Annotated in this window: 22 protein-coding genes; 8 read left to right on the top strand and 14 right to left on the bottom strand. The window is 31.5% G+C overall.

The window, feature by feature from the left end:
• Window positions 1-69: 69 nt before the first annotated feature.
• The 3 genes from V1T75_RS06045 (at window position 70) to V1T75_RS06055 (ending at window position 7,128) form a co-directional block, all read left to right on the top strand.
• A complete protein-coding gene (locus V1T75_RS06045) occupies window positions 70-2,844 on the top strand; it encodes an outer membrane beta-barrel protein (RefSeq protein WP_330487655.1) in 2,775 nt (924 codons plus the stop codon).
• A 179-nt stretch (window positions 2,845-3,023) separates the two neighbouring features.
• On the top strand, window positions 3,024-4,421 hold the full coding sequence (locus tag V1T75_RS06050; protein WP_330487656.1) for a hypothetical protein: 1,398 nt from the start codon (window positions 3,024-3,026) through the stop codon (window positions 4,419-4,421).
• A 322-nt stretch (window positions 4,422-4,743) separates the two neighbouring features.
• Window positions 4,744-7,128, top strand: coding sequence for a GAF domain-containing protein (locus V1T75_RS06055; RefSeq protein WP_330487657.1), 2,385 nt, complete (start codon window positions 4,744-4,746; stop codon window positions 7,126-7,128).
• Here the strand turns inward: V1T75_RS06055 and V1T75_RS06060 are convergent, their stop codons facing one another.
• Window positions 7,129-8,361 carry a Pycsar system effector family protein gene (locus tag V1T75_RS06060; protein WP_330487658.1) on the bottom strand — a complete coding sequence of 411 codons (1,233 nt, stop codon included), beginning with the start codon at window positions 8,359-8,361 and terminating at the stop codon, window positions 7,129-7,131.
• Window positions 8,362-8,458: 97 nt separating this feature from the next.
• Here V1T75_RS06060 and V1T75_RS06065 point away from each other — a divergent pair, with 97 nt between their 5' ends.
• The 4 genes from V1T75_RS06065 (at window position 8,459) to V1T75_RS06080 (ending at window position 14,169) form a co-directional block, all read left to right on the top strand.
• Entirely contained in the window at window positions 8,459-9,478 is a 1,020-nt protein-coding gene (locus V1T75_RS06065; RefSeq protein ID WP_330487659.1) for an XdhC family protein, read from the top strand.
• A 4-nt stretch (window positions 9,479-9,482) separates the two neighbouring features.
• Window positions 9,483-10,067: a nucleotidyltransferase family protein gene (locus tag V1T75_RS06070; protein WP_330487660.1), complete on the top strand. Its 585-nt coding sequence runs from the start codon at window positions 9,483-9,485 to the stop codon at window positions 10,065-10,067.
• A 66-nt stretch (window positions 10,068-10,133) separates the two neighbouring features.
• Window positions 10,134-13,772 (top strand): ShlB/FhaC/HecB family hemolysin secretion/activation protein, encoded by a 3,639-nt coding sequence (locus V1T75_RS06075; RefSeq protein WP_330487661.1) that lies wholly within the window; start codon window positions 10,134-10,136, stop codon window positions 13,770-13,772.
• Between the two features lie 13 nt (window positions 13,773-13,785).
• Window positions 13,786-14,169 carry a DUF423 domain-containing protein gene (locus tag V1T75_RS06080; RefSeq protein WP_330487662.1) on the top strand — a complete coding sequence of 128 codons (384 nt, stop codon included), beginning with the start codon at window positions 13,786-13,788 and terminating at the stop codon, window positions 14,167-14,169.
• Between the two features lie 42 nt (window positions 14,170-14,211).
• On the opposite strand, the gene V1T75_RS06085 is transcribed toward V1T75_RS06080, so the two are convergent.
• From V1T75_RS06085 to V1T75_RS06110, 6 genes are all read right to left on the bottom strand, one after another.
• Window positions 14,212-15,702, bottom strand: a complete 1,491-nt coding sequence (locus tag V1T75_RS06085) for a M48 family metallopeptidase (RefSeq protein ID WP_330487663.1) — start codon at window positions 15,700-15,702, stop codon at window positions 14,212-14,214.
• Window positions 15,703-15,714: 12 nt separating this feature from the next.
• On the bottom strand, window positions 15,715-16,875 hold the full coding sequence (locus V1T75_RS06090) for a DUF6882 domain-containing protein (protein WP_330487664.1): 1,161 nt from the start codon (window positions 16,873-16,875) through the stop codon (window positions 15,715-15,717).
• A gap of 20 nt (window positions 16,876-16,895) precedes the next feature.
• The gene (locus tag V1T75_RS06095; RefSeq protein ID WP_330487665.1) at window positions 16,896-17,537 is read right to left on the bottom strand and encodes a hypothetical protein; all 642 of its coding nucleotides are present in this window, start codon (window positions 17,535-17,537) and stop codon (window positions 16,896-16,898) included.
• Between the two features lie 33 nt (window positions 17,538-17,570).
• Complete coding sequence (locus V1T75_RS06100; protein ID WP_330487666.1) at window positions 17,571-17,981, bottom strand: hypothetical protein; 411 nt, start codon at window positions 17,979-17,981, stop codon at window positions 17,571-17,573.
• A gap of 91 nt (window positions 17,982-18,072) precedes the next feature.
• Window positions 18,073-18,822, bottom strand: a complete 750-nt coding sequence (locus V1T75_RS06105) for a LytR/AlgR family response regulator transcription factor (protein WP_330487667.1) — start codon at window positions 18,820-18,822, stop codon at window positions 18,073-18,075.
• Window position 18,823: 1 nt separating this feature from the next.
• Window positions 18,824-20,659, bottom strand: a complete 1,836-nt coding sequence (locus V1T75_RS06110) for a tetratricopeptide repeat-containing sensor histidine kinase (protein ID WP_330487668.1) — start codon at window positions 20,657-20,659, stop codon at window positions 18,824-18,826.
• A gap of 165 nt (window positions 20,660-20,824) precedes the next feature.
• On the opposite strand from V1T75_RS06110, the gene V1T75_RS06115 reads away from it, so the two are divergent.
• Entirely contained in the window at window positions 20,825-21,277 is a 453-nt protein-coding gene (locus V1T75_RS06115) for a hypothetical protein (protein WP_330487669.1), read from the top strand.
• Between the two features lie 74 nt (window positions 21,278-21,351).
• Here the strand turns inward: V1T75_RS06115 and V1T75_RS06120 are convergent, their stop codons facing one another.
• From V1T75_RS06120 to V1T75_RS06150, 7 genes are all read right to left on the bottom strand, one after another.
• Window positions 21,352-22,206: a hypothetical protein gene (locus V1T75_RS06120; RefSeq protein ID WP_330487670.1), complete on the bottom strand. Its 855-nt coding sequence runs from the start codon at window positions 22,204-22,206 to the stop codon at window positions 21,352-21,354.
• A 405-nt stretch (window positions 22,207-22,611) separates the two neighbouring features.
• Entirely contained in the window at window positions 22,612-23,103 is a 492-nt protein-coding gene (locus V1T75_RS06125) for a hypothetical protein (protein ID WP_330487671.1), read from the bottom strand.
• Window positions 23,057-23,206, bottom strand: coding sequence for a hypothetical protein (locus tag V1T75_RS06130; protein WP_330487672.1), 150 nt, complete (start codon window positions 23,204-23,206; stop codon window positions 23,057-23,059). The genes V1T75_RS06125 and V1T75_RS06130 overlap by 47 nt, the downstream gene beginning before the upstream one ends.
• 80 nt (window positions 23,207-23,286) lie before the next feature.
• Window positions 23,287-23,700, bottom strand: a complete 414-nt coding sequence (locus V1T75_RS06135) for a hypothetical protein (RefSeq protein WP_330487673.1) — start codon at window positions 23,698-23,700, stop codon at window positions 23,287-23,289.
• 12 nt (window positions 23,701-23,712) lie between these two features.
• Complete coding sequence (locus V1T75_RS06140; protein ID WP_330487674.1) at window positions 23,713-24,276, bottom strand: hypothetical protein; 564 nt, start codon at window positions 24,274-24,276, stop codon at window positions 23,713-23,715.
• A gap of 28 nt (window positions 24,277-24,304) precedes the next feature.
• Window positions 24,305-24,727 carry a hypothetical protein gene (locus V1T75_RS06145; protein WP_330487675.1) on the bottom strand — a complete coding sequence of 141 codons (423 nt, stop codon included), beginning with the start codon at window positions 24,725-24,727 and terminating at the stop codon, window positions 24,305-24,307.
• The coding region (locus V1T75_RS06150; protein WP_330487676.1) for a hypothetical protein at window positions 24,684-25,457 on the bottom strand (774 nt) is incomplete at its 5' end. The genes V1T75_RS06145 and V1T75_RS06150, both read right to left, overlap by 44 nt.

The raw sequence follows: 25,457 nt of genomic DNA on the forward strand, positions 1-25,457 counted from the left end.
TATTTAACTATTAAAACGTAGTTTTTTCTTTTTATTTGTAGCTCTTTGAAAATCATATTGCTATAAACAATGAAAAAACTACTTTTTATTTTTACCCTATTTCTCACCAGCTCAATTTTTGCTCAATCCTACCCGTTTAAAATTTCTGGTACCATTAATTCTGAAAAAGACAAAACTGCTATTGAGGCAGCAACAGTTCATCTAGAAAAAGCAAGAGACAGTTCTATTGTTACTTACACTATTTCAAACGACAAAGGACAATTTTCGTTAGAAGGAAAGTCTTTTAGTAAGGATGTAAAATTCTTTATTTCTTATGTTGGAATGGACAGTTACTCCAAATCAATACAGCTAGATAAAACCTCTAACCTTAATTTAGGCACCATATTTTTAAAAGAAGAAAGTAATATACTTAGTGAAGTAGTTATTCAATCACGAGCTCCAATTACTGTTAAAAAAGACACTTTAGAGTTTAATGTAAAATCTTTTAAAACCAAAAAGGATGCTAATGTTGAAGACCTCTTAAAGAAACTTCCCGGTGTTGAAGTAGATGAAGATGGAAAAATTACTGTAAACGGAAAAGAGGTTAATAAAATTTTAGTCAATGGCAAACCTTTCTTTGGAAACGACCCTAGCATTACCACTAAAAATTTAACAAAAGACATTATTGAAAAAGTTCAAATAACCGATACTAAATCAAAATCAGAAGCCTTTACTGGTGAAAATGGAGATGCAAATAACAAAACCATTAACCTAACTATAAAAAAAGAAAACAACAAAGGTTGGTTTGGTAGAGTGTCTGGTGGTACTGGAACCGACAAACGCTTTGAAGGAGCTGCCATGGTAAACCGTTTTGACAACAACCAACGATTTAGTGTATTAGCCAGTACAAACAACATCAACTCTCCAGGATTTAGCTTTGGAGAAATTCAAAAAATGTTTGGAGGAGGTGGTAATATTTGGCTAGGTGGAAACGGTGGTTTTAGTATTAATGGAAGACGCTTTGGCGGTGGTAGCGGTATTATAAAATCAAAAACTGCTGGCGCAACCTATGCTGATGAGTTTGGCAAAAGTTTAGATGTAAATGCCAATTATTTTTACTCAGGAAGTACCTCTAACAATGAATCAAAAAGCAATAGAGAATATACGCTTCCAGACAGGAAGTATTTTTCTAACTCCACTACTACTTCTGATGATGAAAATCACAATCATAGTTTTGACACTGATTTTGATATTGAAATAGATTCTACCTTCTTAATTAATATTAAGCCTACTTTTGTATTTAATAAAAGAGAAGGAAGTAGTCGCAGACAAGAAGAATCTTTAGATGAAGACAATACACTTACTAATAGCTACGTGAGCTCTGCTTATTCTAAATCTGAAGCTAATAATTTTCAAAACAGATTAGATATCACTAAAAAACTAGGGGTAAAAGGGGCGTTTATTAAAGCCTCCATAACTAATCGTATTGACAAAGCAGATACCGAAGAAATTAACCAGTCTACCATTGAAACTTTTGGTAGCGATCCCGATATCGAGAATAGAAACCAAAAAAGCACTATTGAAAACAACTTGATGGGACTTACCACAAACTTCACCTATCGTTTCCCTTTGATTGCAAAAAAATTCTTTTTAGATACTAAGTATCGTTATCAACGTGATGAGCGAGAAAACAAGGAAAACACCTTTGATTTTAACTCAACAACGCAACAGTACAGCGATTTTAATACTGGTTTGAGTTCTGACTTTATATACAACGATATTACTAAAACTCCTTCAGTAGAATTGGTATATACAACTAAAAAATGGCGTTTAAATTTTGGTACTGGTTTTGTAAACAGAACCTTAGAAAACAATGATAAATTACGTCCTGAGTTAAGTTTACAAAAAGAATACAATAATTTAGATTTAGATGCTAGTTTCAGATATAGATTTGACTCTAAAGCTTCTATTTACTTTGATTATCGTTTAAATAACAATGCTCCTAGTATTAACCAAATACAACCTTTTTCTGATGTAACCAACCCATCTAACATTATTACTGGTAATCCAAACCTGAAACCTACACAAAACCATAGGGCATACATTAATTTTAACAAGTTTAACTGGCAAGCCCGTACTGGGTTTTGGTTATATCTAAGCGGTACTCTTTATGAGAACCAAGTAATAACAAATACTTCTATCGATGATGATTTAGTAAGAAATACTACCTATGAAAATACAGATGGTGGTTATGATTTTTGGGGAGGTGGTAGCTATAGTAAAAAAATAAAATTAGATTCTATTGTAAGCCTTCAACTTAGAGCTGGCACAAATATCAGAGCTAGCAAAAACTTTAACATTATAAATGACATCAAGGAGGGAGCTAACACAGCTTCAATAAGCCCTGTTTTTAGAGCTACTTTAGATTGGAATAAGATTGCTTCTATTGAAGGAAACTATACTATTTCTTTTTCAAATACTAAGTACGACGTTAACACTGATCAAAATCAAAATTTCACTAGACATTCTGTTAATATAAGAACCAAAACTACTGTTCCTAAAAAATTAGAATGGAGAAATGATATTCGTTATACATACAACCCTAACGTAATTGGGTTTAATAAAGCTGCTTGGTTTTGGAATGCTACGCTGGCCTACTCTATCTTAAAAGATCAAGGAACTATTAGTTTAAAAGCTTATGATTTATTGAATCAAAACACCAACGCTCAACGTAGAGCTACTTCAAACTATATAGAAGACTCTGAAAGTACTGTATTGCAACAATATTTTATGCTTGGCTTTAGTTGGAAATTTAACAGCTTAGGTAAAAAAGGGAAAATAAAAAATTACGATTTTCATTTTTAAACTTCCATTCAAAAAAACTACACCCCTTATCAAAAACTGGTAAGGGGCTTCTTTTTTGACCTCACATCTTGTTAATATATTTAACATATAATTTAACTTTTCACCTCATTTATATCCTTTCCTTTTTTGTTTATTTACCCCAATATTTACCTTTTTTAAATTAAAAAATTAGCTATACAATGCCCTACAATTTATACAAATTAACAGTAGTCATCTTACTCTTTATATCTTGCTCTAAGTCAGAAGACAACCAACTACCACCTTCTACTCAACTAACTGTAAAAATTAATTCAACAAACCCTTTAAGCAGCAAAATAGAATGGATCAATACTAATAATTCACAAAACAAAACAATCTATTACAATCTATACTTAGACGATAAACTAATCGCTGAACATATTGACGGGAACACTTTCGAGTTTGAAGAACTTAAAGGCTTAACTGAATACCAAGGTAAAGTAATCGCCAAAGACATAAATAACAAAACCATTGCTTCTTCTGAGTTCAGGCTTTTTACAGATAAAAAACAATTTGAAGGTAATATAGAGTTAAAAAGTCAAGAAGATATTGACAACTTTACCTCAAAAGGATACAATGTTATTAATGGAAACTTAATTATAAATGGAGAAGCTTCCAACATAACAACCCTTTTTAGTTTTATCGACCTTAATCAAATAAATGGTGATTTGTTTGTTGTAAACACCTCACTTGAAAACTTAGTCGGGCTGGAAAACATAAGGTTGACTTCTGTTAATGCAAGATTGGTTATTATCAATAATGATGAGTTAACAAATATGGAAGCTTTATCAAATATTACAAGCGTGAGTTCTCTTCGGATCTTAGGTAATGATTTACTACAGAGTTTAAACGGACTTCAGAACTTAAAAACTATTCAACAAGAATTATCAATTGGCTTAAACCCTACAATAACCCATTTAAATACCTTACAGAACTTAAGTTTTGCACATAAAATAAACATTACGGGAAATGATGCTTTAGAAAGTTTACAAGGACTAGAACAAATAAAGGCAATAAACACTGTTGTAATTAAAAATAACCCTTCTTTAAAAACTATAGAAGGCTTACAAAACTTAACTTCTTGCGAGTTATATATTACAATTGAAAATAATGGCCAACTTGCCAATTTAAAAGGCCTGTCTAAATTAGCAAGTACTGGCAGTATCAAAATTATAAACAATGCTTCACTAAATAATATTTCTGATTTATCAAACTTAACATCTGTAAGCTATTTAATAGAAATAAAAGACAATACTAAGTTAACTTCTCTAAACGGTATACAAAATATCGTTTATGATAATCATTTAACAGCAAAGAAACTTTTTATCCAAAACAACCCTGAAATCACAACTCTGGATGCTATTTCTAACCATACTTTTGAACGTGGAATTATTGGTATTTCAAACAATAGTAAACTTGATAACTTCTGTGGCTTAAAAAAATTACTCACCGAAATTACTCACAAAGAGTTTGATGAAAACCACTTTATTTACGACAATGCGTATAACCCTAGCTCAGAAGACATCTTAAATGAAAAATGTGCTTCCGCTCGTTTTTAGGCTTAACTAAACACGCAACTATAACAATTAACAATCGTTTCCATAAAAATTTGAATTCAAATGGAAACGATTGAAAATGCTGAAGCACGAAAGAACTTCCTCTTTTTGTATGGGTGTTCCTAAGTTGGTATAGCAATTGTATTTGCACTATCAGAAATTAGAAAACTTCGAGGCATTAAGTTTGCGGCACTGCCTGTTCATAATTTAGTTGATACTTACGTTAACACCATCGACAAAACTATTTTTTTTGAAAGGGCATCCTAATAAAAACGACTACATGTCTACAATTTTGTAACTTTGTACAGATTCATTTCTTTACTCTATGAACATTCGACGAACAAAAGACATTCAAAATATAGAGCTTCCTTTTAAACTTAAAATAAGCTTTGAAAAAATTGTTGCTTTATTTCAAAAATATGCAGCCAAAGAGTATGAAAAACATCCATACCATGAATCTTCTATAAATATAGTTCGAGAAGCAAAAAAAGCTCCTGAGTTAATAGATGGTTTTTCAGACGAATCTATATTAGAAAAACACAAGGACACTATTGAAATGTTACTTGAACCATTATTTCCCGAATTGTTATTAGAAAATGAAATTAAAGCAATAAGTATTCCTTTCACTTTTACTTCTTTTAAATTCACCTCCCGATTTGAAAAAATTTTACAAAACGCTGGTGATGATTACGAATTAAAAGTTCGAAATTTTGAAAGCGATTTAATGTATAAATATGCTTGTAGCATCATATTAACAGATGTATACAACTACTCTATCGACATAAAACGTCCTTTTTATTTTGATATTCCTGATAAAACAACCAATACTGTAAAAAAATATCGTGCAGCTTTTAATGCGGACTTCATGGAGATTTATCCGACCGAAAGTGCGCCAAAAATAACGGAAGAAGACATTAAGTTTTTACTTGACAACTTTGATGATATTCACGCTTGGAAAGAAAAATTCCCTCCTGAATCCTACATTTTTAAAGGCTTTGGGATAATGAATTTATTTGATGTTACAACCGATGAAATTATTTCTGAGATAAGAACCAGTCTTATAAAAAAAGACGATGATCTGGTTAGTACACTACAAGAAATATTTCAAAGGTTTTTTGGGATAAATGACTTATCTCTAGGGTTTTCTATTTTTGAAACCGACTCTAACAACTTTTCTTCTTCACACATTAATAAAGAAGAAAGCCTTGTTCTAAATTATGAGAAAGATGTTTCATGCGATTGTATTTTTTGTAATTATATTTTAGAAAAACTTTTCATTAATAACGAAACCCTTGCTATTTCTGATGTAGATAAATATGGCAACCAAACCGAGAATAAAAATTTTTACCAACGTTTAAAAGATAAAAACATTGGTAGTATTATTTTAGTTCCCATACAAGCATCCTCCAAAAATAGCTTAGCAATTATTGAGTTTGCCTCTCCCAGACCTTTTGAGTTAAACTCCATCAATCAAAATAAATTACAAGACTTAATTCCGCTATTTAAAATTGCGGTTGATCGTTTTTCTGAAGAACATCAAAACATACTTGAGGCTACAATTCAGGAAAATTACACCTCAATTCACCCAACAGTAAAATGGCGTTTTTACGAAGCAGCTGAACGATTTCATAGAGAGTCATATGAGGCGAAAGAAAAAGTTAAAATTGAGAATATCATTTTTCCAGATGTGTATCCGTTATACGGTCAATCAGACATTAAAGGATCATCTATTGCCAGAAATACAGCAATTAAAGAAGATTTAACCACGCAGTTGTCTTTAGCAATTTCTGTCTTATTGGAAGCCTGCAAAGTTGAAAGCCTTCCTATTTATAAAGAATTGCGATTTAGAATTGAAGAATATTTGTCTGAAGTAAAAAAAGGGTTAAAAGCTGGTGATGAAATAGCTATTTTAGACTTTTTAAAACGTGAGATTTATCCTGCATTTAATCATATAAAAAAGGTTAACAACGATTTAAGCACTTTAGTTGAGTCTTATATCAGCCGTTTAGATCCTGACTTACAAGTAGTATACGAAAAAAGAAAAGACTACGAAGATAGTGTTACACTCCTAAATGATAAATTGGCTTCTTTCATCGACGCTAGACAAGAAGAGGCACAACAAATGTTCCCTCATTATTTTGAACGTTATAAAACAGATGGTGTTGAATACAACATGTACATAGGACAATCGTTAACAAAAGAAAAAAAATACGACGACTTGTACTTATACAACCTCAGACTATGGCAATTACAAGTAATGTGTGAAATGGAAAACGTAGCCTTAAAAGCTGCCGAAAAAATGGAACACAAACTTAGAGTAGCTTCGTTAATTTTAGTCCACAGCACTCCATTAGCCATAAAATTTAGAATGGATGAAAAGCAGTTTGACGTTGATGGTGCCTATAATATTAGATACGAAATAATAAAAAAACGTATTGATAAAGCTCATATAAAAGGAACCGAAGAGCGCTTAACTGTTCCTGGTAAAATAGCAATTGTGTACTCTCAAGACAAAGATGCTGAAGAATATTACAAGTACATTAAATATTTACAATCTAAAAAATTACTAGGCAGCGTAGAAAAACTAGATATTGAAGATTTACAAGGTGTTTCAGGGTTAAAAGCACTGCGTGCAGAAGTTATCTACAATAAAAATTTTGAGACTCAAAAAACGATGACTATCGATGAACTCATTCAAGAGTTTAAATAGCTATTGCAATAACATGGAAACAACTTCTCCTGCTTTTGCTCCTTGTTCTTGCACGTAAAATGCAACTGCAAACGAAATTACACTTACTAAAATACCAATCATAAAAACGGTATAGGTAATTCGTAATAACTTGTACTTTCTATTTAAAACCAACCCTAAAAAATATAAATCTTTGGTAAGAGAACCATATAAATAATCACGGTCTTTCATCATTTCGCTCATGGCCCAATCAAAATCTGGCAATTGCATTTGATGAAAATTCCCAAAGAATAGTAGGTTTACTTTTTTATTCGCTACATCCTCTTTAGTAAACTTCCCCTCGGTAACATTGGGCCTTGTTGCCAACACCGATAAGACTATAGATACTACAGTGAAAAACACAAAAACTACGGTAGGGGCAATCAAATAATGATTGGACGTATTGTCTAATTTTGGAATTAACGTAGATAATGTCATCGAAATAATAATCGCATTTACAGATAGTAAAATATTTGCCTTTGTATCGGCAATATCACTCAACGTAATATGATTACGAAGCGCTACACGAAACATCGTTTCAATACCTCGCTCTGGTAACTCAATCTTATTTTTTTTGTACGCTAACTCTTCTTTTTTCTGCTTCAACTTAGCTTCTTCTTGTGTCTGCTTTTGTTTCTTTTTTAAAAGCTGTGCTATATTTTTACTCTTTTGTTTTTCCCAAAGTTTAGAAGCTTTACTGGTATAAAAACGGTGCTTTGTTAAAAAATCAAGATTAGAATCATCCCATTCATCTGTTTTTATTTTTTTTCCACATACTAACTCCCTTTCCTTTCGCAGTAACTCATTAAAATCACTATAATTTTTACTCCCCACATGAGAGCAATCAGCATCTCTTAAAACCTTTTCCAATTCAGTTACAGGTTTGGCCCCCATTTTTGTTGAAGCTATTAATTTAGAGACTTCATCAATAACACCTTCTTTAACCTCTTTATTTTTTAAGAAATCAGTAGCTATTTTTATACTTTCCTCTTCATGATTGTCAGGATTAACCGTATATCCAACATCGTGAAACCATCCTGCTAGTGTTAAAACTTGTATTTGTTCTTCTGAAAAATTTTCTCCTTCAATTAACTCAAGTGATTTTTCAACCACTCGTTGCGTGTGAGCTATATTGTGATATACAAAGTGCTTATCTAATTTCTCACTCAGCAAATCAATTACAAACTGCTCTGTTTCTTGTATCAAACTATTCATGAAAAAGGTTTTTGCTAAAATAATAAATTATTAAGCAGTATTAATTTTTAATAAAGTGATAAAAAAGCGTACTTTTAAAAGAGTTTTTTTACACAAAATGACGCACGAACTTAAAGAAATAATACAACAGGCAACTATAAACCAACAACAAGGCATACAAAATGTGTTAGCAACAGTTGTAGATTTAGATGGCTCTTCATATAGAAAACCAGGAGTTAGAATGCTACTATCTTCAGACGGAAAAATAATTGGAGCTATTAGCGGAGGCTGTGTTGAAAAAGAAGTACAACGTAGAGCACAATCGGTTTTTGAAAACAACAAACCTAAAGTAATAACCTATGATGGTCGTTATCGTTTAGGCTGCGAGGGAATATTATATGTTCTTTTAGAGCCTTTTTACCTTTCAACTGAGTTCATTCATGCTTTCTCAGAAAACAGCATTCAAAGAAAACCGTATAACATCACATCTTATTTTCAAAAAGAAGATGAAGCATACGGAAATTTCGGTTCTACCATTCAATTTAACGAGCAACAAATCTATTCTTTCAATAAAGAGTTTAATACTAAAAGAATAAATCAACTAACTACTTTTAAACAAGCTTTGCAACCGCTATTTCGCTTACTTATTATTGGCGGCGAACACGATGCTGTAAAACTATGTATGCAAGCAACTCAGTTAGGTTGGGAAGTTGATGTTGTTACTTCCATTAAAGATCCAAAAGAGTTAGCCGATTTTCCTGGGGCTAAATCGGTAGTTGCACAAACTCCAGAGATAATTCAGCTTTCTCATGTAAATAACAATACTGCAGTTGTTATTATGAATCATAATTTTACATACGATTTACGTTGGTTGATTAAGTTACAGGAGCAAAACCCTGTTTATGTAGGTATTTTAGGTGCTGCCAAACGACGAGAAAAACTATTTAACGAACTATTTGAATTTTCACCCGATATTACTGATGAATTTTTAGATAAAATTCATACCCCAGCCGGTTTAAACATTGGGGCAGAAACCCCAGAAGAGATTGCTTTGTCAATCTTAGCAGAAATATTATCGGTAATTCGTAACAAAGAAGTATTTTCTCTAAAAAAGATTACTGGACGAATCCACAATTAATACAATGCAAAAAACAGCAATTCTCATATTAGCTGCAGGCAGTGCTTCCCGAATGGGAAAAATGAAACAATTACTTCCTTACAAAAACACCACCTTACTAGAATGGGCAATTGAACAAGCTCAAAAATCAATAGTTAAAAATGTATTTTGTGTATTAGGAGCCCATAAGGAAGCGATTGAAAAACAACTTACAACAAAACCTATTGAAGTCATTTACAACCCTAATTATAAAGACGGATTAAGTACTAGCATCGTAACAGGAATTGACTTCTTACAAAAACATAACTTTGACAATGCTCTAATAATGCTAGCAGATCAACCTCATGTTACTTCTGAATACTTGAACTCGTTGATTGAAGCTTCAAAAAAGAACCCTTCCAACATAATTACTTCTAGTTATCAAGACAGTGTTGGAGTCCCTGCCGTATTCCCAAAGAACTATTTTAATGAGTTATTAAATTTAAAAGGAGATAAAGGTGCAAAGAGTTTTCTATTACAACATAACGATGATGTTGTTAAAGTAAATTCTCATCAAAACTTACTAGATATTGATACTCCTGAAGATTATCAGCATTTGCTAAAGCAATAGTTTTAGCTTAAAAAGCCTTATTTTTACATAACCAAAAAATAAAACATGAACTTAACCAAGTTTTGCATGTATCTAGCTATAATTACCATAGTTAGTGCTTGCGCATCCTATAAAGCTAAGTACGCAGATAAAGTCTCTCCAAAAACAATTCAAACAGGTAAAGAATTAATGCATTCTTTCTATTTAATTGGAGATGCTGGTAATGCCGAAATGGGACAAACTACCCCTACACTAACCTACTTTCAAAAAGAGTTAGCTAAAGCTACTAAAAATGCAACTACCTTGTTTTTAGGAGACAATATATATCCATACGGAATACCCAATAAAGAACATAAAGATAGAGCCTTAGCGGAACATCGTTTACAAACACAAATTGATGCCTTGCAAGACTTTAAAGGAAAAACAATTTTTATTCCTGGAAATCACGATTGGTATAATGGTGTTGATGGCTTGAAACGTCAGGAAAAAATGGTTGAAAAAGCGTTAGGTAAAGACTCTTTTTTGCCTGAAGGAGGCTGTGGATTGGACAAAGTTGAAATTAACGAAGACCTTAGCTTAATTCTTATTGATAGCCGTTGGTTTATTATGGATTGGGACAAAGAACCTAAAATGAACGACAATTGTGATATTAAAACTCGTGAACGTTTTATTCAAGAGCTCTCTAGTTTATTTAAGAAAAACAGGTATAAAAATGTAGTAGTTGCTGTACATCACCCATTATATAGTAATGGACCTCATGGGGGAAGCTTCTCAGTAAAAGACCACCTAAAACCAGCACCAATTTTGGGTACGTTGAAAAATGCGCTACGCTCTCATGCAGGAATTCAAACGGATATTTTTAATAAAAACTACAGTGATTTTATTACTCAAATACAAGCAGTATCTAATGATTTTACAGACAATATTGTGTTCGTTTCTGGTCACGATCATAACTTACAATACATAGAGCAAGACGGATTTAAACAAGTAATTAGCGGTTCGGGTTCAAAACAATCAGCTGCTTTAGTTGGTTATGGCGCTCAGTTTACTTATGGTAATCACGGATATGCTAAATTAAATTACTACAAAGATGGTTCAGCTGTTATTGAATACTATGCTGCCAATACCAAAGATGGTCACAAACTTTTATTCAGTAAAGAAATTGTAAAACCACAACAAACCAAAATCTATTCAAACTTTCCTGAATATGAAGAGCATAAGAAGTTTGTAACAACCTCTATTTATCCTCCAGAATCTACAGACGTTAGTGGTTTTTACAAATTTATGTGGGGGGATTTAAACAGAGATAAATACGGAAAAACAGTAAAAGTTCCTGTACTAGAATTAGAAAATGTTTATGGAGGTTTAACTCCTATCAGAAGAGGTGGTGGCAACCAAACCAATTCATTGCGATTAGAAAACCCTGAAGGTAAACAGTATGTTTTACGTTCAATGATAAAAGACGGAAGTCGTATTATGGGAGGTATTTTAAAAAGAACCTTTTTAGTTGATGTGGTTCAAGATATTTTTACCATGTCGCATCCATACGCTGCTTTTGTACTTCCTGATATGGCAGAAGCTGTAAACATTTACCACACCAACCCAAAACTGTATTACATGCCAAAACAACCTGCTTTAGGTAAGTACAATGATATTTTTGGAGGGCAATTATACCTGTTGGAAGAACGACCTGCTGGTGACCGTAGTGAATTAGACAACTTTGGAAACTCTGATGCTATTATTAGCACATTTGATGTGTTAGAAAAAATCAGGAAAAACGGTAACCATTCAATCGACCAAGAATGGGTAGTTCGTTCGCGTTTGTTTGATATGGTAATTGGTGATTGGGATAGGCACGAAGACCAATGGCGTTGGGCCTCTTTTAAAACTGAAGATGGTAAAACCTTTTACCGTCCTATTCCTAGAGATAGAGACCAACCGTTTTCTAAGTTTGATGGAGTTATGATTCCTCTATTTCAGCAATTTGCCCCCTTAGTGAAAAACATGCAAACTTTCGATAATGACATTAAAAACATGAAGTGGTACAATAACTATGCTCGCTTCTTTGATGCTGCCTTTTTAAATCAATTAACACTTGATGATTGGAATAAACAAGCTGAATATATTCAACAACATTTAACCGATGAAGTAATTGAACAATCAATTCAACAATTACCAAAGGTTATTTATGATATTGATGGAAAAGAAACCATTGCTAAAATTAAAGCTCGAAGAGATCAATTAAAAAAAATCGCTAACCGTTATTATACCAAACTAAACAAAGTTGTGCATGTAGTTGGTACAGATAAAGACGATAAATTCATCATCAAACGTTTAAATGATGAGGAAACTAGTGTTGTTGTTTTTAGAAAAGAAAATGAAATCTATAACCGTGTTTTCAAAACAAAAGAAACGAAAGAAATACAGCTTTACGGTTTAAATGGAGATGATAAGTTTTTAATTTCTGGTGAGGTACATGATGGAATTTTACTACGAATTATAGGGGGTCAAAATCACGATGTGTATACCGATAAATCATCGGTTGCAGGCTGGGGGAAGAAAACTAAAATCTACGATTTTACATCTAAAAAAAACACGATAAATCCAAGTTCTGAAACTGCAGATGTACGTTCTGATAGTTATTTTAAAAACACCTATGACGCGCACGACATTAACAACAATACAACTATTGTTTTCCCTAGCTTAGGTAGCAACCCGGATGATGGTTTCTTTTTTGGGGCTTCGGTAACCTATACACAACAAGGCTTTAAAAAACGTCCTTTTGCAAGTCAACATATTTTAGCAGCAAACTATTACTCTGCAACAAGTGGATATGATTTAGAGTACAATGGTGAATTTACTGAGCTGATTGGGAATTGGAGTTTGCATTTGCGCGCTAAAGCTACTAGCGATAATTATTCTTTTAATTTCTTCGGATGGGGGAATGAAAGTATTTATGACCAAAGTTTCAATTTGGATCATTACCGTGTTAAAAAAGAAGAAATTAGCTTTTCTCCTTCGTTATTAAAACGATTACGTGGAGGAAGTATTTTTAAAATTTCAGGAATCGTCGAAGCTATTGAAGTAGAAGATACTCCTAATCGATTTATCAATAATTTTGACAAGCAACCTACGGCTATTTTTGATACTAATTATTTTTGGGGAGGTGAATTAAATTTTAATCACAACCGAGTAGACAATAGTAGTTTTCCTACCAAAGGTATGAACTTCGATTTAGCTGTTGGGGCTAAAGCCAACTTAGACGATTTTGACAGACGTTTTGGTTATATTAAAAGTTCTTTGGCTATGTATCAAAACCTAGTATTCAACCGTTCCTTAGTTTTTGCTTCTGAAGTGGGAACTCAAATTAATGTAGGAAATCGTTTTGAAGTTTACCAAGCAGCTACTTTAGGTGGTGAACGTAGTTTACGCGGATTTAATAGAGAACGTTTTTCTGGAACTCAAAGTTTTTATCACAGTAACGATTTACGTTTGCGTTTTGGACGCATTCGTACAGGAATTATTCCTATAAAAATTGGTGTTACTGGCGGTTTTGATTACGGTCGTGTATGGTCTCCGTATTCTCCAAATTCAAAAAAATGGCATACTAGTTATGGTGGTTCTTTTTGGCTAATCGGAATCGATTTATTCACTGCAAATATTTCATACTTTAGAGGAACTTCACAAGAGGACAGAGTAGCTTTTAGTATTGGTTTTTCTTTTTAATTCTTAAAAAAATATGGCACAACAAATTGTATTAATTACAGGCGCTTTATTTGGTATGTTCGCTGTAATTTTTGGCGCTTTTGGAGCACATGCTTTACAAAAAAATTTAAATAAAGAGCAATTAAAATCATTTGAAACGGGTGTAAAATACCAAATGTATCATGCACTCGTTTTATTATTCGTTGGAAGTTATTTTGATGTAGCTAGTTCAGCAATATATTACGCTTTTGTAATTGGAATTATACTGTTTTCCTTTAGCATTTATGGTTTAGTTTTATCTGACGCAAAAGGTAAAAAAATGACCTTTTTAGGTCCTATTACTCCTTTAGGTGGTTTACTACTAATTGTCGGATGGGTACTTTTAATATATAACATAAGCCAAACCATACACGGTTAACATGTATGGTTTAGCTAACATGGATAAACAAAAATAAGATGGTTAGTCAACACCTTGGGCGTCACTGATAATTCTATCAATAAATTCAGTTTTTATATATAATTGTCTTGCCAAGTTGTATAATACCTCTACTTCAGCAGCATCTATGCTTCCATCCGCATAAGAAATAATAGATAAATCTCTTAGAATATTTAATTTTTGCATCACAGAAATTACAATATCCAACTCTTTTGCTAGCGCTATAATCTCATCAATAATATCTTGCTCTGTTAAGCCTTTAATCGTTAACATACACTGAGCAAAAACCGATGGAGACACCACACTACTCAACGCCTGTATTTCAGAATCATCCACAACTCCATCTGCCTTTGAAATCATATAACCGCCTAAGAACATAAAACGTTGAATCTTTTCTGAATGCTCAGTTTCGTTTCCTAAATCTTCTGGCTCCATTAACGACATAATTCGTTGTATTTCTAACTCCATCGCTTCCTCTGTTATTTCTCCATTAATTTCAGGATTGAATAACTCATACGTTTTACTCTTATTGAATAGCTCTAATGCTTTAATACGAAGTGGGCTAAACGGGTGACTGCTATACCAATCTGACGGATCGTGTGTATCGTCATTTAACACTTCTTCTAAATCTGAAAACTGATTGATATACTCGTTTAGTTTAAAATCTAAAGAATCAGAAGTTACTCCAGACGATAGCTTAAAGAATGTTCTTGCTGCTGCCTCAAAACTCTTACAACATAATAAACCAGCTCTATCGGCACTAATTTCAGCGTTACGATTCCACGCATATAACTTCATCGCATGAATTGGTGCTAAATCGTTTGCACCTTCATCTAAAATATGTTTTACGGGATAATTAAAATGTTCGAATAATACATGTCCGATTTCATGACCAATAACAAAAGCTAGTTCATCTTTTGTAAAACGTTCTAAAATTCCTGAAGTTAAAATAATATACAGTTTATCTTTGTCTGGCGGATAACATGACGCGTTGAATTTATCTTCCTGATACACAAAAAATTCAATATCAGCTTTTAGTTTCAATACCTCTTTACAATGCTCTCCTATTTCATGAAGTACGGGAGCTAACATTTTTGTTAATCGTAAACTTGATTTCAACAAATGTCTTCTCGATTTAAAAACTGGATTATTTTCTTTTATTCTTTCCAACGTTTTTTGAATCAACTCATCTTCCTGAAACTCTAAAACATAATCACGATCTCCGTCATACACCAACGCATTTAAATCAATATCTGCTCTCGAGTTATCATATACCTCTTGAATATTCTCTGTTACATTTTTAAGGTTCAACTCGTTAATTTCTTCAATACGTTTAGTGTATTGTTCTGCTAATTCTTTAGCTAGGTTTTGGAAATGAACACTTGCTTGATGAATTAAATCGTTGTCACCATTCTGTTGTGCAAGATTCAGATCTTCCATCATCTTATTTTGCGCTTGCGTTAACGCATCTTGATGTTCTTTTTCTAATTCTGATAATGTGGTAGATTGATACATACTTTTTCTTTTTTAAGCTCCTACAGGAACTGTTGAGTTAGACAATTTTAATAATCTCCCTTTTAGGTCAAAAATTCCTAAAATTTGATCCTCTCCTTTTTTTGCAACGATATTATTTCCTGACACCTCAACCTCATATCCTTTTTGAACTAAGTAGCAAAACAATGCGTGCTTGTGTTCAAAATCCATACGAGTTGTTGTTTTTGAGAAGTGTGAACAGATTAAAGCAGGAATGTTTATCTCTTTTTCATCAACCATATCCGTATATAATAATACATACACCGTAAGCCCTTTAAAAGGTAATGGCGCATAACAACTTGCCTGATTAACTCCTGTTGCTACGAAAGAAAAATAATGACCAGGATCGTGTTCTGTTTCTATTTTTGAGGAAAGTAAATCTTCTATTCCATGACGTTCTCCTAGAGCTTTCATTTGTAATGAAGCTTCTAAAAATTGTTCTGGAATACCACTTTGTTTATTTGCCCAAGCCCATAACCATGATTGTTCATTGTGAGAGTAGGTTCCTAATACCTGCATTTTAAAGCTAAGATCACCATAAGTTACCGTTCCCTGAAGCATATCACAAGTCCAAGGTAAATCTTCAACAATATCTGCTAAGTTATCTTGCTTTTCAAAAGCTAAGGCTACATATTGGTTGTGCAACTGAGGTAAACTTAATTTTATAGTGTTATCTACCTTTCCTCCTACAATATTATTCGGATTTTCTGTACTCTCAACACTGGCTTCGCTTCCTGCAAATTCTTCTAAATGCGTTTCTAAAAGGTGTACAATTCTTTCTGTTTTCTCTTCCACCTTATCAGCATTCATAATAGGGCTGTGATTAATGGTTAACACCCCATTTACAAAAGTGATTGCTCTTTCTAAGTTATGTTCGTTATGTTCATTAACAATCTTTACTTCTTTTAATCCATTTTTTAGCAACTCTCTCCCAATTTCATCAATGTTTACAGCTTTGATTGCTTCAATTAACGGTTGAAAATATATTTTTGGAAACGTATCATTGTAAAGGTGCGAAAACTTATCTTCTACCAGTGTATCCCAAGCTATGTTTAATGATACGTTAAATCCTGCTTTATTATTTATTTCTGTTTCTAATGCTGGAAATGATTCGTTTTTAAATGTTTGAACTGCTCTTTTTTCTTTAAGTCCCATTTTTTAATATTTTTATAATTTTACACTACTTTTTCTATCTTATCAATAAAAAGATGCTCTAATTCTTTTGGCAATACTTTAGTAATTTCAACACCTATTTTCAATACACTTCCTTCTTTACTTACTTGTAATGTTTCTGTGTTAGTAATGGCAACTGTTTTTATTTCTTTCCATGCTGCTAACCCCATTTCATCTTCTACTATTCGTTGTCTTGCTTTTAATAAGCTTGTAATAATATCTTTACAGTTTAATCGAGCATTTGCTTCTTGTAATACTAACTTTTCAAATGATAAGTTAATCGTTGCCTCTAACAACGATTCTTGCTCAAGAGTCCATCTTTTTAATTGTAAAGTGCTAATAGGCTCCTCTCCTAACGGACGACTAATGTTTCCTTTGGATAATGAAACTGCTATTTTTTTAGGATGCTTAATTCGTAAAACGGATACTTCTTGAAGATCGAAAAACAACACTTCTTGTTCTTCGGTTCTCATACATACAAATGTTTGGTATTCTTCTTTGGTGATATCTACCACAAAACCTTCTATATAAAGTCCGTTTTTTAGTGATAGAGCAACTTTTAATTGCTTCTTATCACTAAACATGCTATGAATTATAGCTGCTGGCGATTGTGCTTTAAATTGATTGATATAATCTGTTTCCATAGCAATATTTACTTTTTGTTATAGATTACTAGACTATAAATTGTTCTCTAATAAATTAATAAGCACATCTGTTCTGTCTTGAACTTTGTCTGCATTTAAAATTGGGCTATGGTTTACTTGCAAAACTCCTTCTTCAAAAGTATAAGCATGCATTGGATTATAGTGGTTATCTTTGTTGGTAATAACCACTTTCTTTAACGATTCTGACAAGGCTTCTTTCCCCATATCATCAGTTGTTATGGCAGAAAAGGCATCGATAAGTGGTTGGAAATAAATTTTAGGATAACTGTCATCATACAAGTGTAAAAACTTATCCTCAAACATGGTATCCCACACTACATCAATTGTTACATCAAAACCTGCTGCATGGTTTATTTGCTCTTTTAATGCAGGAAATTTTTCTTCTTGAAAAGCTTTTGTAAATCTTTTTTCTTTAAGTCCCATATGATTGTTTTTTAAGGTTACTTTCTATTATTTACCTCAAAATTATAGGGAACTTTAGTACTCTTTTAATGAGTTTTATATGTGTTACTTTCTATTTTGTATTCGTATTAAAATTTTCTAAAAACTGTTTTAAATACGTTTTTTTTCTTGATGATAAAGGAACGTTTTCACCACTTGATAACTTAACTGTATTGGCACTTACGGAAGCTAAATATTTTATATTAATTAAGTGAGATTGGTGTACTCTTGCAAAGGCATGGGTACTTAAAATATTTTCGTAATACTTTAAGTTCCGAGCACTCATTATTTTTTTATCTGTAGTATAAAAAAGCGTATAACTTCCGTCTGATTGGCAACGTACAATATCATCTACATGCAAAAAATGTTGCTCTTCGGTCGTTTTAATAAGCAATGTTTTTTGAGCCTCTTTTTTATCAAACTCGTTTATTTTACTTAGTGCTTGTGTGTACTTTTTCTCTTTTTCAAAGTCCGCTCTAAAACGTTCTATGCAAGCATTTAATTCGTCAGAATCTATAGGTTTTAATAAGTAATCTACTGTATCAAACTTAATTGCTTTTATAGCAAACTCATCGTATGCCGTGGTAAATATCATTTTAAAATTTATGCTTTCTAAGGCTTCTAATATTTGAAAAGCATTTCCTCCAATCAACTCAATATCTATAAATACCAAGTCTAAATTATTGTTGCTCAAAAAAGCTATAGCTTCATCTACATTATCAATTTTAGCTACAATTTCTATATCTTTTTGCGTGTATTGCAACAGTTTTGTTAATGTATTTAGTGCATTAAACTCATCTTCTATTATAGCAGCTTTTATCATTTTATACCTTTAATTTAAATACAACTTTTGTTCCTGAAGGATTTCCTTCTTTGTCATGCAAATCTTCTATGGTAAAAGATTTTTCTTCTCCTTTATTTCTTATCTGTAGTCTTTCAATAAAAATATCGGTAGCGTGTAAATCTTTTGCTATTTTTTCTTGACTCTTTTTTTGCTTTCTTCCTACTCCATTATCTTCAATTTCAAAAAGCAGTTCTTCTCCTTTTTTTCGAATGTTTAGGTTCAACATTCCTCCTGATTTCTTTTCTTTTAGCCCATATTCAATAGCATTTTCAACAAAAGGTTGCAATAGCATTGGAGGTACTTTTTCTTGTTTTGCATCACAGTTTTCAGAAATATTGATCTGATAATTAAAACTATTATTAAAACGCAATTGCTGGGTATCCATGTAGTTAGAAATCATAACTAGTTCTTCTTCTAAACTAATTTCTTCTTTTCGAACATACTCAAAATTTTGTCGAATGAGTTTTGAGAACTTAGCTATATAATTTGAAGACCTTACAGGATTTCCTTCTAACGTAATGTTTTGAATCGCCGCTAAGGTATTGAATATAAAATGCGGATTCATTTGAGCTCTCAGCAAACGTTGTTCTAGTTTAGAAGCTTTGTTAGCTGCTCTTAACTTGTTATTATATCCTATAAACAGGGCTGTAATTAGGATGAGTACTAACGATACAATTACACTAATTCCTAACCACCAATTTTGTTTGTTTATTTCTTTCTGATGGGTTAATGCTATTTCTTTCTCTTTAACTTTATAGTTTACATTGGCAAAATAAAGAAGTTTTTGGTTTTGCTTTTTACTCTTCACCACCTCTATACTATCTCGTATTATTTGATGGTTCAATGCTTTTTGATACTGTTTTTTAAGAATCGCTATTGATATTAGCTTATCTCGTATTTCTACTTCTTCTGAAAGGTTATTTTTACTCTTATAAATTGACATTGCTTTGTTGTAATTTACCGCTGCCGAATCTAGCTTATTGGTTATCAAAAAAAGGGCTCCTAAACCTTTGTATGGAGCTCCATTAATTGTTTTAATTTTTTGGTTAAGCTTTACTGCTCCTCGTAAAAACTTTTCTGCTTCGTCAAAACGTTTTGCTTCCAAATACGTGTATCCAATATTATTAAGAACGCTGACTATCGTTTTAGGGTCTTTCGCTGACTCACCCAAAGCCAAAGCGTCCGAAAACTGTTTTAATGCTTTGTTATATTGTTTTAACTTCAAATACACTCCTGCAATGTTACTTTTTATTGCTATGATTGAATTAGGATCGTTTGGGTCAGTAAACAATTCTTCACATCTTTTTATATACAACAATGCTTTTTCATAGTCTTTTAAAATAAAGTGAAGGTTGAATAGTTGATTATTTGCCTTAGCCTGTAATCTGGTATTTTTTATTTTCTTACCTATTTCTAAAGCTTCCAACGCATACTTTTGAGCATCTTCTAACTCATTTAGCTTCATACAGGTGGCGCTTAATGTTATTAAGCTTCTTCCTTTATTATAATCGTCTTTTAGTTTTGTAAATAACCTATGCGTTTCTAAGTGTATGTTTTTTGCCTCTATTAACTTATCGTTTAGGTAACATAGTTCTCCTTTGCTAAACAATAGTAAAGCCCTATTTTTAGAATTTTGTTTCTTTTCTAGTAAACTATCTATTTTTCTTAGCCCTTCTTTTGGTTTTTGCTGAGAAATACTATCGATAGCGTGTAAATACGCTTGTAAATCTTTATCTACATCATTTCTTTTACAGGCTGAAAAAATTAAAAAGGCGCAGGCGATATATAAAAAGTAGCTTCTTTTAAACAATAGCATTTTTTGTAAGTAATTAGCCAACTAAAATAATTATATATTTTCATTTCACCTCCTTATCCATCACTTTAACAAAACGTTTATAAAATAATAGTATGCGTTTATAAAACACCCAAAAATGAAAACGCAATTTCTATGATATTTGACTAAAAAATTAACTAATTAATAATGAGTACAGTTCAAACTATAAAAGAAGTTATTAAAACAGGGTCTTGTGATTTAACAAGTTTTGAAAAGATTGAAGAAATCTCTAAACCTAAAGTTAGTATTGATGGAGCCTACCTTTTAATTTATAATTGGCCCGACGACCCTAGTGGAGCGAACACTACTATCCACGTTGGTCTTACCTATTTATTTATACATAACGATCAAGAATACAAAGCTATTACAAGAACCAAATTTTATGATTTTGATGTTGCTAAGTTTGAAAACTTACCTAAAAAATACTTTATAACCGAATACCATCAATTGGTAGAGCAAGCTTTGATATTATCTAAACAAAAAATAGAAGAAAAATTTGAAGAACCTTTAAGTTCTATTATTCCGTTTAGTTTTAGCCGAGAAGATTCTATTTTATTAGCTATAAATGCAGGCTATTCTAGACAGATTGATTACGTATAGGCACCCAAACTAGGTGTTGATGATTCCCCTAACTCTCTCAGTTATCAATGTGCATACATTGGTAACTGATTTTTTTAATCCTTTAATACAAATTCATACAGTTTACTGCTTCCTATTTTGTCAGCTTCCTCTGTTATATAAAGAGTTCTTTCATCTTTAAAAGTAACGCCTTCTTTTTGAGATATATGATTAAATGTATGTTCTTTTACGTCTCCACTAAAAAAATCGTCTCCGTTAAAATTGGTAAATACTAATACCGATTGATGTGTTAGCAAAACCACTTTTTGTTTATCTGGCGATATCGTTGCTGCTGTAATTGCACAATGTACATCATCACAGTTTGCATATTCAGCTATATACTTAGCTGTATACTCCCCTTTTGTAGCTGGAACTTTGTACAGCATTGTTTTTCCGTACTTATTTTTAACCCTACTTTTTGTAAAAATGTAAAGAAATCCATCTTTATAAATTAAAGATTCTGCATCAAAAAAACGGTCTTTCTTTTTAGGCGGAAAGTTGGTTTGATTGGGATATGAAAACTTTATTTTTTCTACCTCTATATTCTCTCCATTTACTAAATCTTCTTCCTTAATTTTTAGAATTACTAAGTTCTTTCTTTTGTTATTATTGTTACCAAAATCGGCGATGTATATGTTTCCATCGTCATCAAAAGTTAGGTCTTCCCAATCGTGATTCTTTACTGCTAATACTCTCTTTTGTAAAATTTCTCCTTGGGTACTCACTTTAAATAATTCAGCTGCATTACCACTATCGTTATGCATCCATAGTACATTTAAGTCGTTGCTATTCTCTACTCCAGAAACCTCTTTTAAATCTCCTGATAAGTATGACACTAACTTCAGCTGCCCGTAATTGGTACAACTCGTAATTAATAAAATGGTTAACAGAAGAAATAGTAGCTTTTTCATGTTGGAGTATCTATGTTAACAAAGATAACTCTAAATACAATAAATAAGTAAACGATCTGCCTTGCTATATAACACTGACTTTCCCTGGTGATGCTATTTCTATATTATGCTTACCAACTTTTGGTCTAAAAAACTCGTTTCACCAAAATAAAGGTTATTTATAGTTATGAGAGGGCTTGGTATTGTGTCATAAGGAAACCCTTTATCCAAAACATTTATTTTAATAGATCTACGATCAGATTTGAATTTATTTACAGTATAATTAGAAAAGTTTTTATTGAAATTTTCTTTTGAACTACTGCATCTAAATATTAATAAACATATATACGCATATCAATTTATTTACATTTAGTACTTTTTGCATCGCTTTTTGCATATCGTTCATTATCAATTATTCTATCCAAACTAAACTCGAACAAATAACTTTCCATTTAGATTTTTCTTTTTTGAGCAACATAAAATTTCCACCATATCATATAATGCCATAGTATTATTTCTAAATAAGATAGGTACCGAAATATGGGAAGTTTCAATACCTTTCTTTTTTCTCGTTACTTTTTCCTTTATATCTAATGGTAGTTTATATAAATTTACAACTTCTAGTTGTTGTTTCTTTAAAAAAGATATTTCATCAGGCGTTATAACTTCATTTTCGCAAAATTGAAATTCCATTTCATTAGAAATATAAGCCTCTATAGGCTTTTCTAAATCATTAACTATTGTTTTATAATAAATATTATTATTTGATGAGTGAAGAATTTCATTTAAAACATTTATTTGATTTTCACTAATTAATAACTTTTTCGAAGAACATGATATCGTTATTAAATAAATAAAGAAACAAATAAAATTACGGACATTTAGTACTTTTCGCATCGCTTTTTGCATATCTTTCATTTTTAATTATTTTTTGTATTGCTGTTTTTTTTGTGCTACTTAATGCTTTATATGCATCTGAACTTTCCAATCCTCCCCAGCTCATGGCTGTATAATAATCCATAGGTTGTTGATGATTGTCATAAGCGGATAAGATTATAAAAAAACATGCCTGAAAGTTAACTTTCAGGCATATTAGCTTTTTTAATACACAGGGCGATTGTCTTCTTTTAAATAAGCTTTAATCACTATAGAGTCTCCTTGATTTAATGTAAACTCTTTTACATTTACAGAATATCTAGAAGGGAAAAAGAACCTTACATTAAACTTATTTTTAGGACTAGCGACAATATGCAACGGAACTATTTTTTTTTCCTCATTAAAACTTAAATCATAGTAAATATTATTTATTGTTAAACCTGCATTTAAGTCATTTTTATATTCAAAATCATAAGCTTTAACATTGATACTTGAAAAACCACTTTTAGAGGTATATCTTTTTAAACTATAAGTACCCTCCTTTATGATATTAACTCTTTTAGTTACTTTACATGAAGCATAAAGAATTAAAAAGGCTAGAATCATAACTGTTTTATTTACATTTAGTGCTTTTCGCATCTTTAACATCTCTTAGATTAATATTAACTTATCATAAAAAGTATATATAATTTTCCATTTACCTTTTTTCTTTTGCATTATGAAAACAGGAGTTTCAAATTTACTTTGCTTACAAAAAATAGCTAAATCATCAATAATCAAGGGCAAACTAATTAAGTACTCTTTTTTGTTAGTTAATTTTAAATTTTTACTTAAAATTCTATTCTTATCAATTTTGATTTTCTTTGAAGACAAAATTAATGCATGAAACTCTTCACGAACTTTCTTATTTAATAGAACCTTTAATGTATCTTCAGAAATGTATGACGGAATACCTCTAGATTCAATTATTGAGTCTATATTTTTTGAATTAAAATATCGAGCAATCTTTGTATCTATAAAAAATTTTTTGTGTAGGTAAATATTATCTTTAATATCCTTAGTAAAAAAGGTATTTATTATTTTATACTCTTCTTTGTATAATTCTTGTGAAATTCTACTTCTATTAGTAGAACCACAAGAAGAAAAAATTAATATAATTAAAGTAAAATTAATTACACTTAGTACTTTTCGCACCACTTTTATTAAATCTTTCATTTTATCAAAATATAATAATCATAAAAAACTAATCTATAATGGGTCTTTTATCTTCTTTTAAATAGGCATCAATAACAATTGAATCCCCTCTTTTAACAAAAAACTTATCAACTTTTACTGTATGCTTTCTTATATATGAAATTTCTACATCAAAATAGTTATCTGTATTAGGTGTAACAACTAAAGGTTTAACTTTGTTTTTTTTATCAAAATCCATAAAAAAAACCACATTATTTACATATACTATCCCTGCTAACTTTTTTTTCATCTCAAAATCATAAGCATTGATAACAATACTTGAAAAATCAGCTTGCTTAGATTTGAATTTTTCTAATTTATATGTTTTATCTACTATATCATTACGAACTGATTTACATGAAATCACACTACTAACTAATAATAATAAACTAACACTTAGTGCTTTTCGCACCACTTTTATTAAGTCTTTCATTTTGTATTATATTTTGAATTTTTGTTTTGTCAGCACTACTTAAATTTTGGTAGTTATTAGACGATTCTAAACCTGCCCAAGATAAGGCTTTATAATAATCCATAGGTTGTTGATGGTTATCATACGACGAAAGAGAATAAGCTAAAGCTTCTACATATTGTCCTATAAATTGGTGTTCGGAAAGATTTGAATCCCTATTATAAATTTGATAATATTTTTTTACAACACTAGTCATTGTAGATCCTGGGTTTTCCCTCACAACGTAATGAATATATGCGTGGAAACTTTCGTGTATAACCGTTTTGGCTATAAATAACTTTGTGGCATCTTTTACTAAGTCGGTATCTAAGGTAATATCAAAACCATTGGTGTTGCCACTTACACCAGAACCTATGTTATTTAATTGCCCTATATTAAAAGTTAAGTTATAAGTTTGAGAATGGTCAAACAAATCTAAAATCGTTTGCGACAAATGCCCCATACCTTCTAAATCAGGCACCAAAGCACCTTTCATATCTTTTTCTTGTAAGGCTTTTATAATAGCACTTACGCAAGGGTTGTTGGTGTTGTCTATAATAGCGTCATCTATAGGAACACATTCTCCATCGTAGGTTACATCGTCATACCCTGGTCCACAATCCATAAGTATTTGTTGTCTCATGTATTCTGATTTGTAAACAGCGTCTCCTGTATCGGGAGTATCACAAGAAAAACTTGTATAGGTATATGT

The organism is Tenacibaculum sp. FZY0031, from assembly GCF_036350695.1.
GTDB lineage: Bacteria > Bacteroidota > Bacteroidia > Flavobacteriales > Flavobacteriaceae > Polaribacter.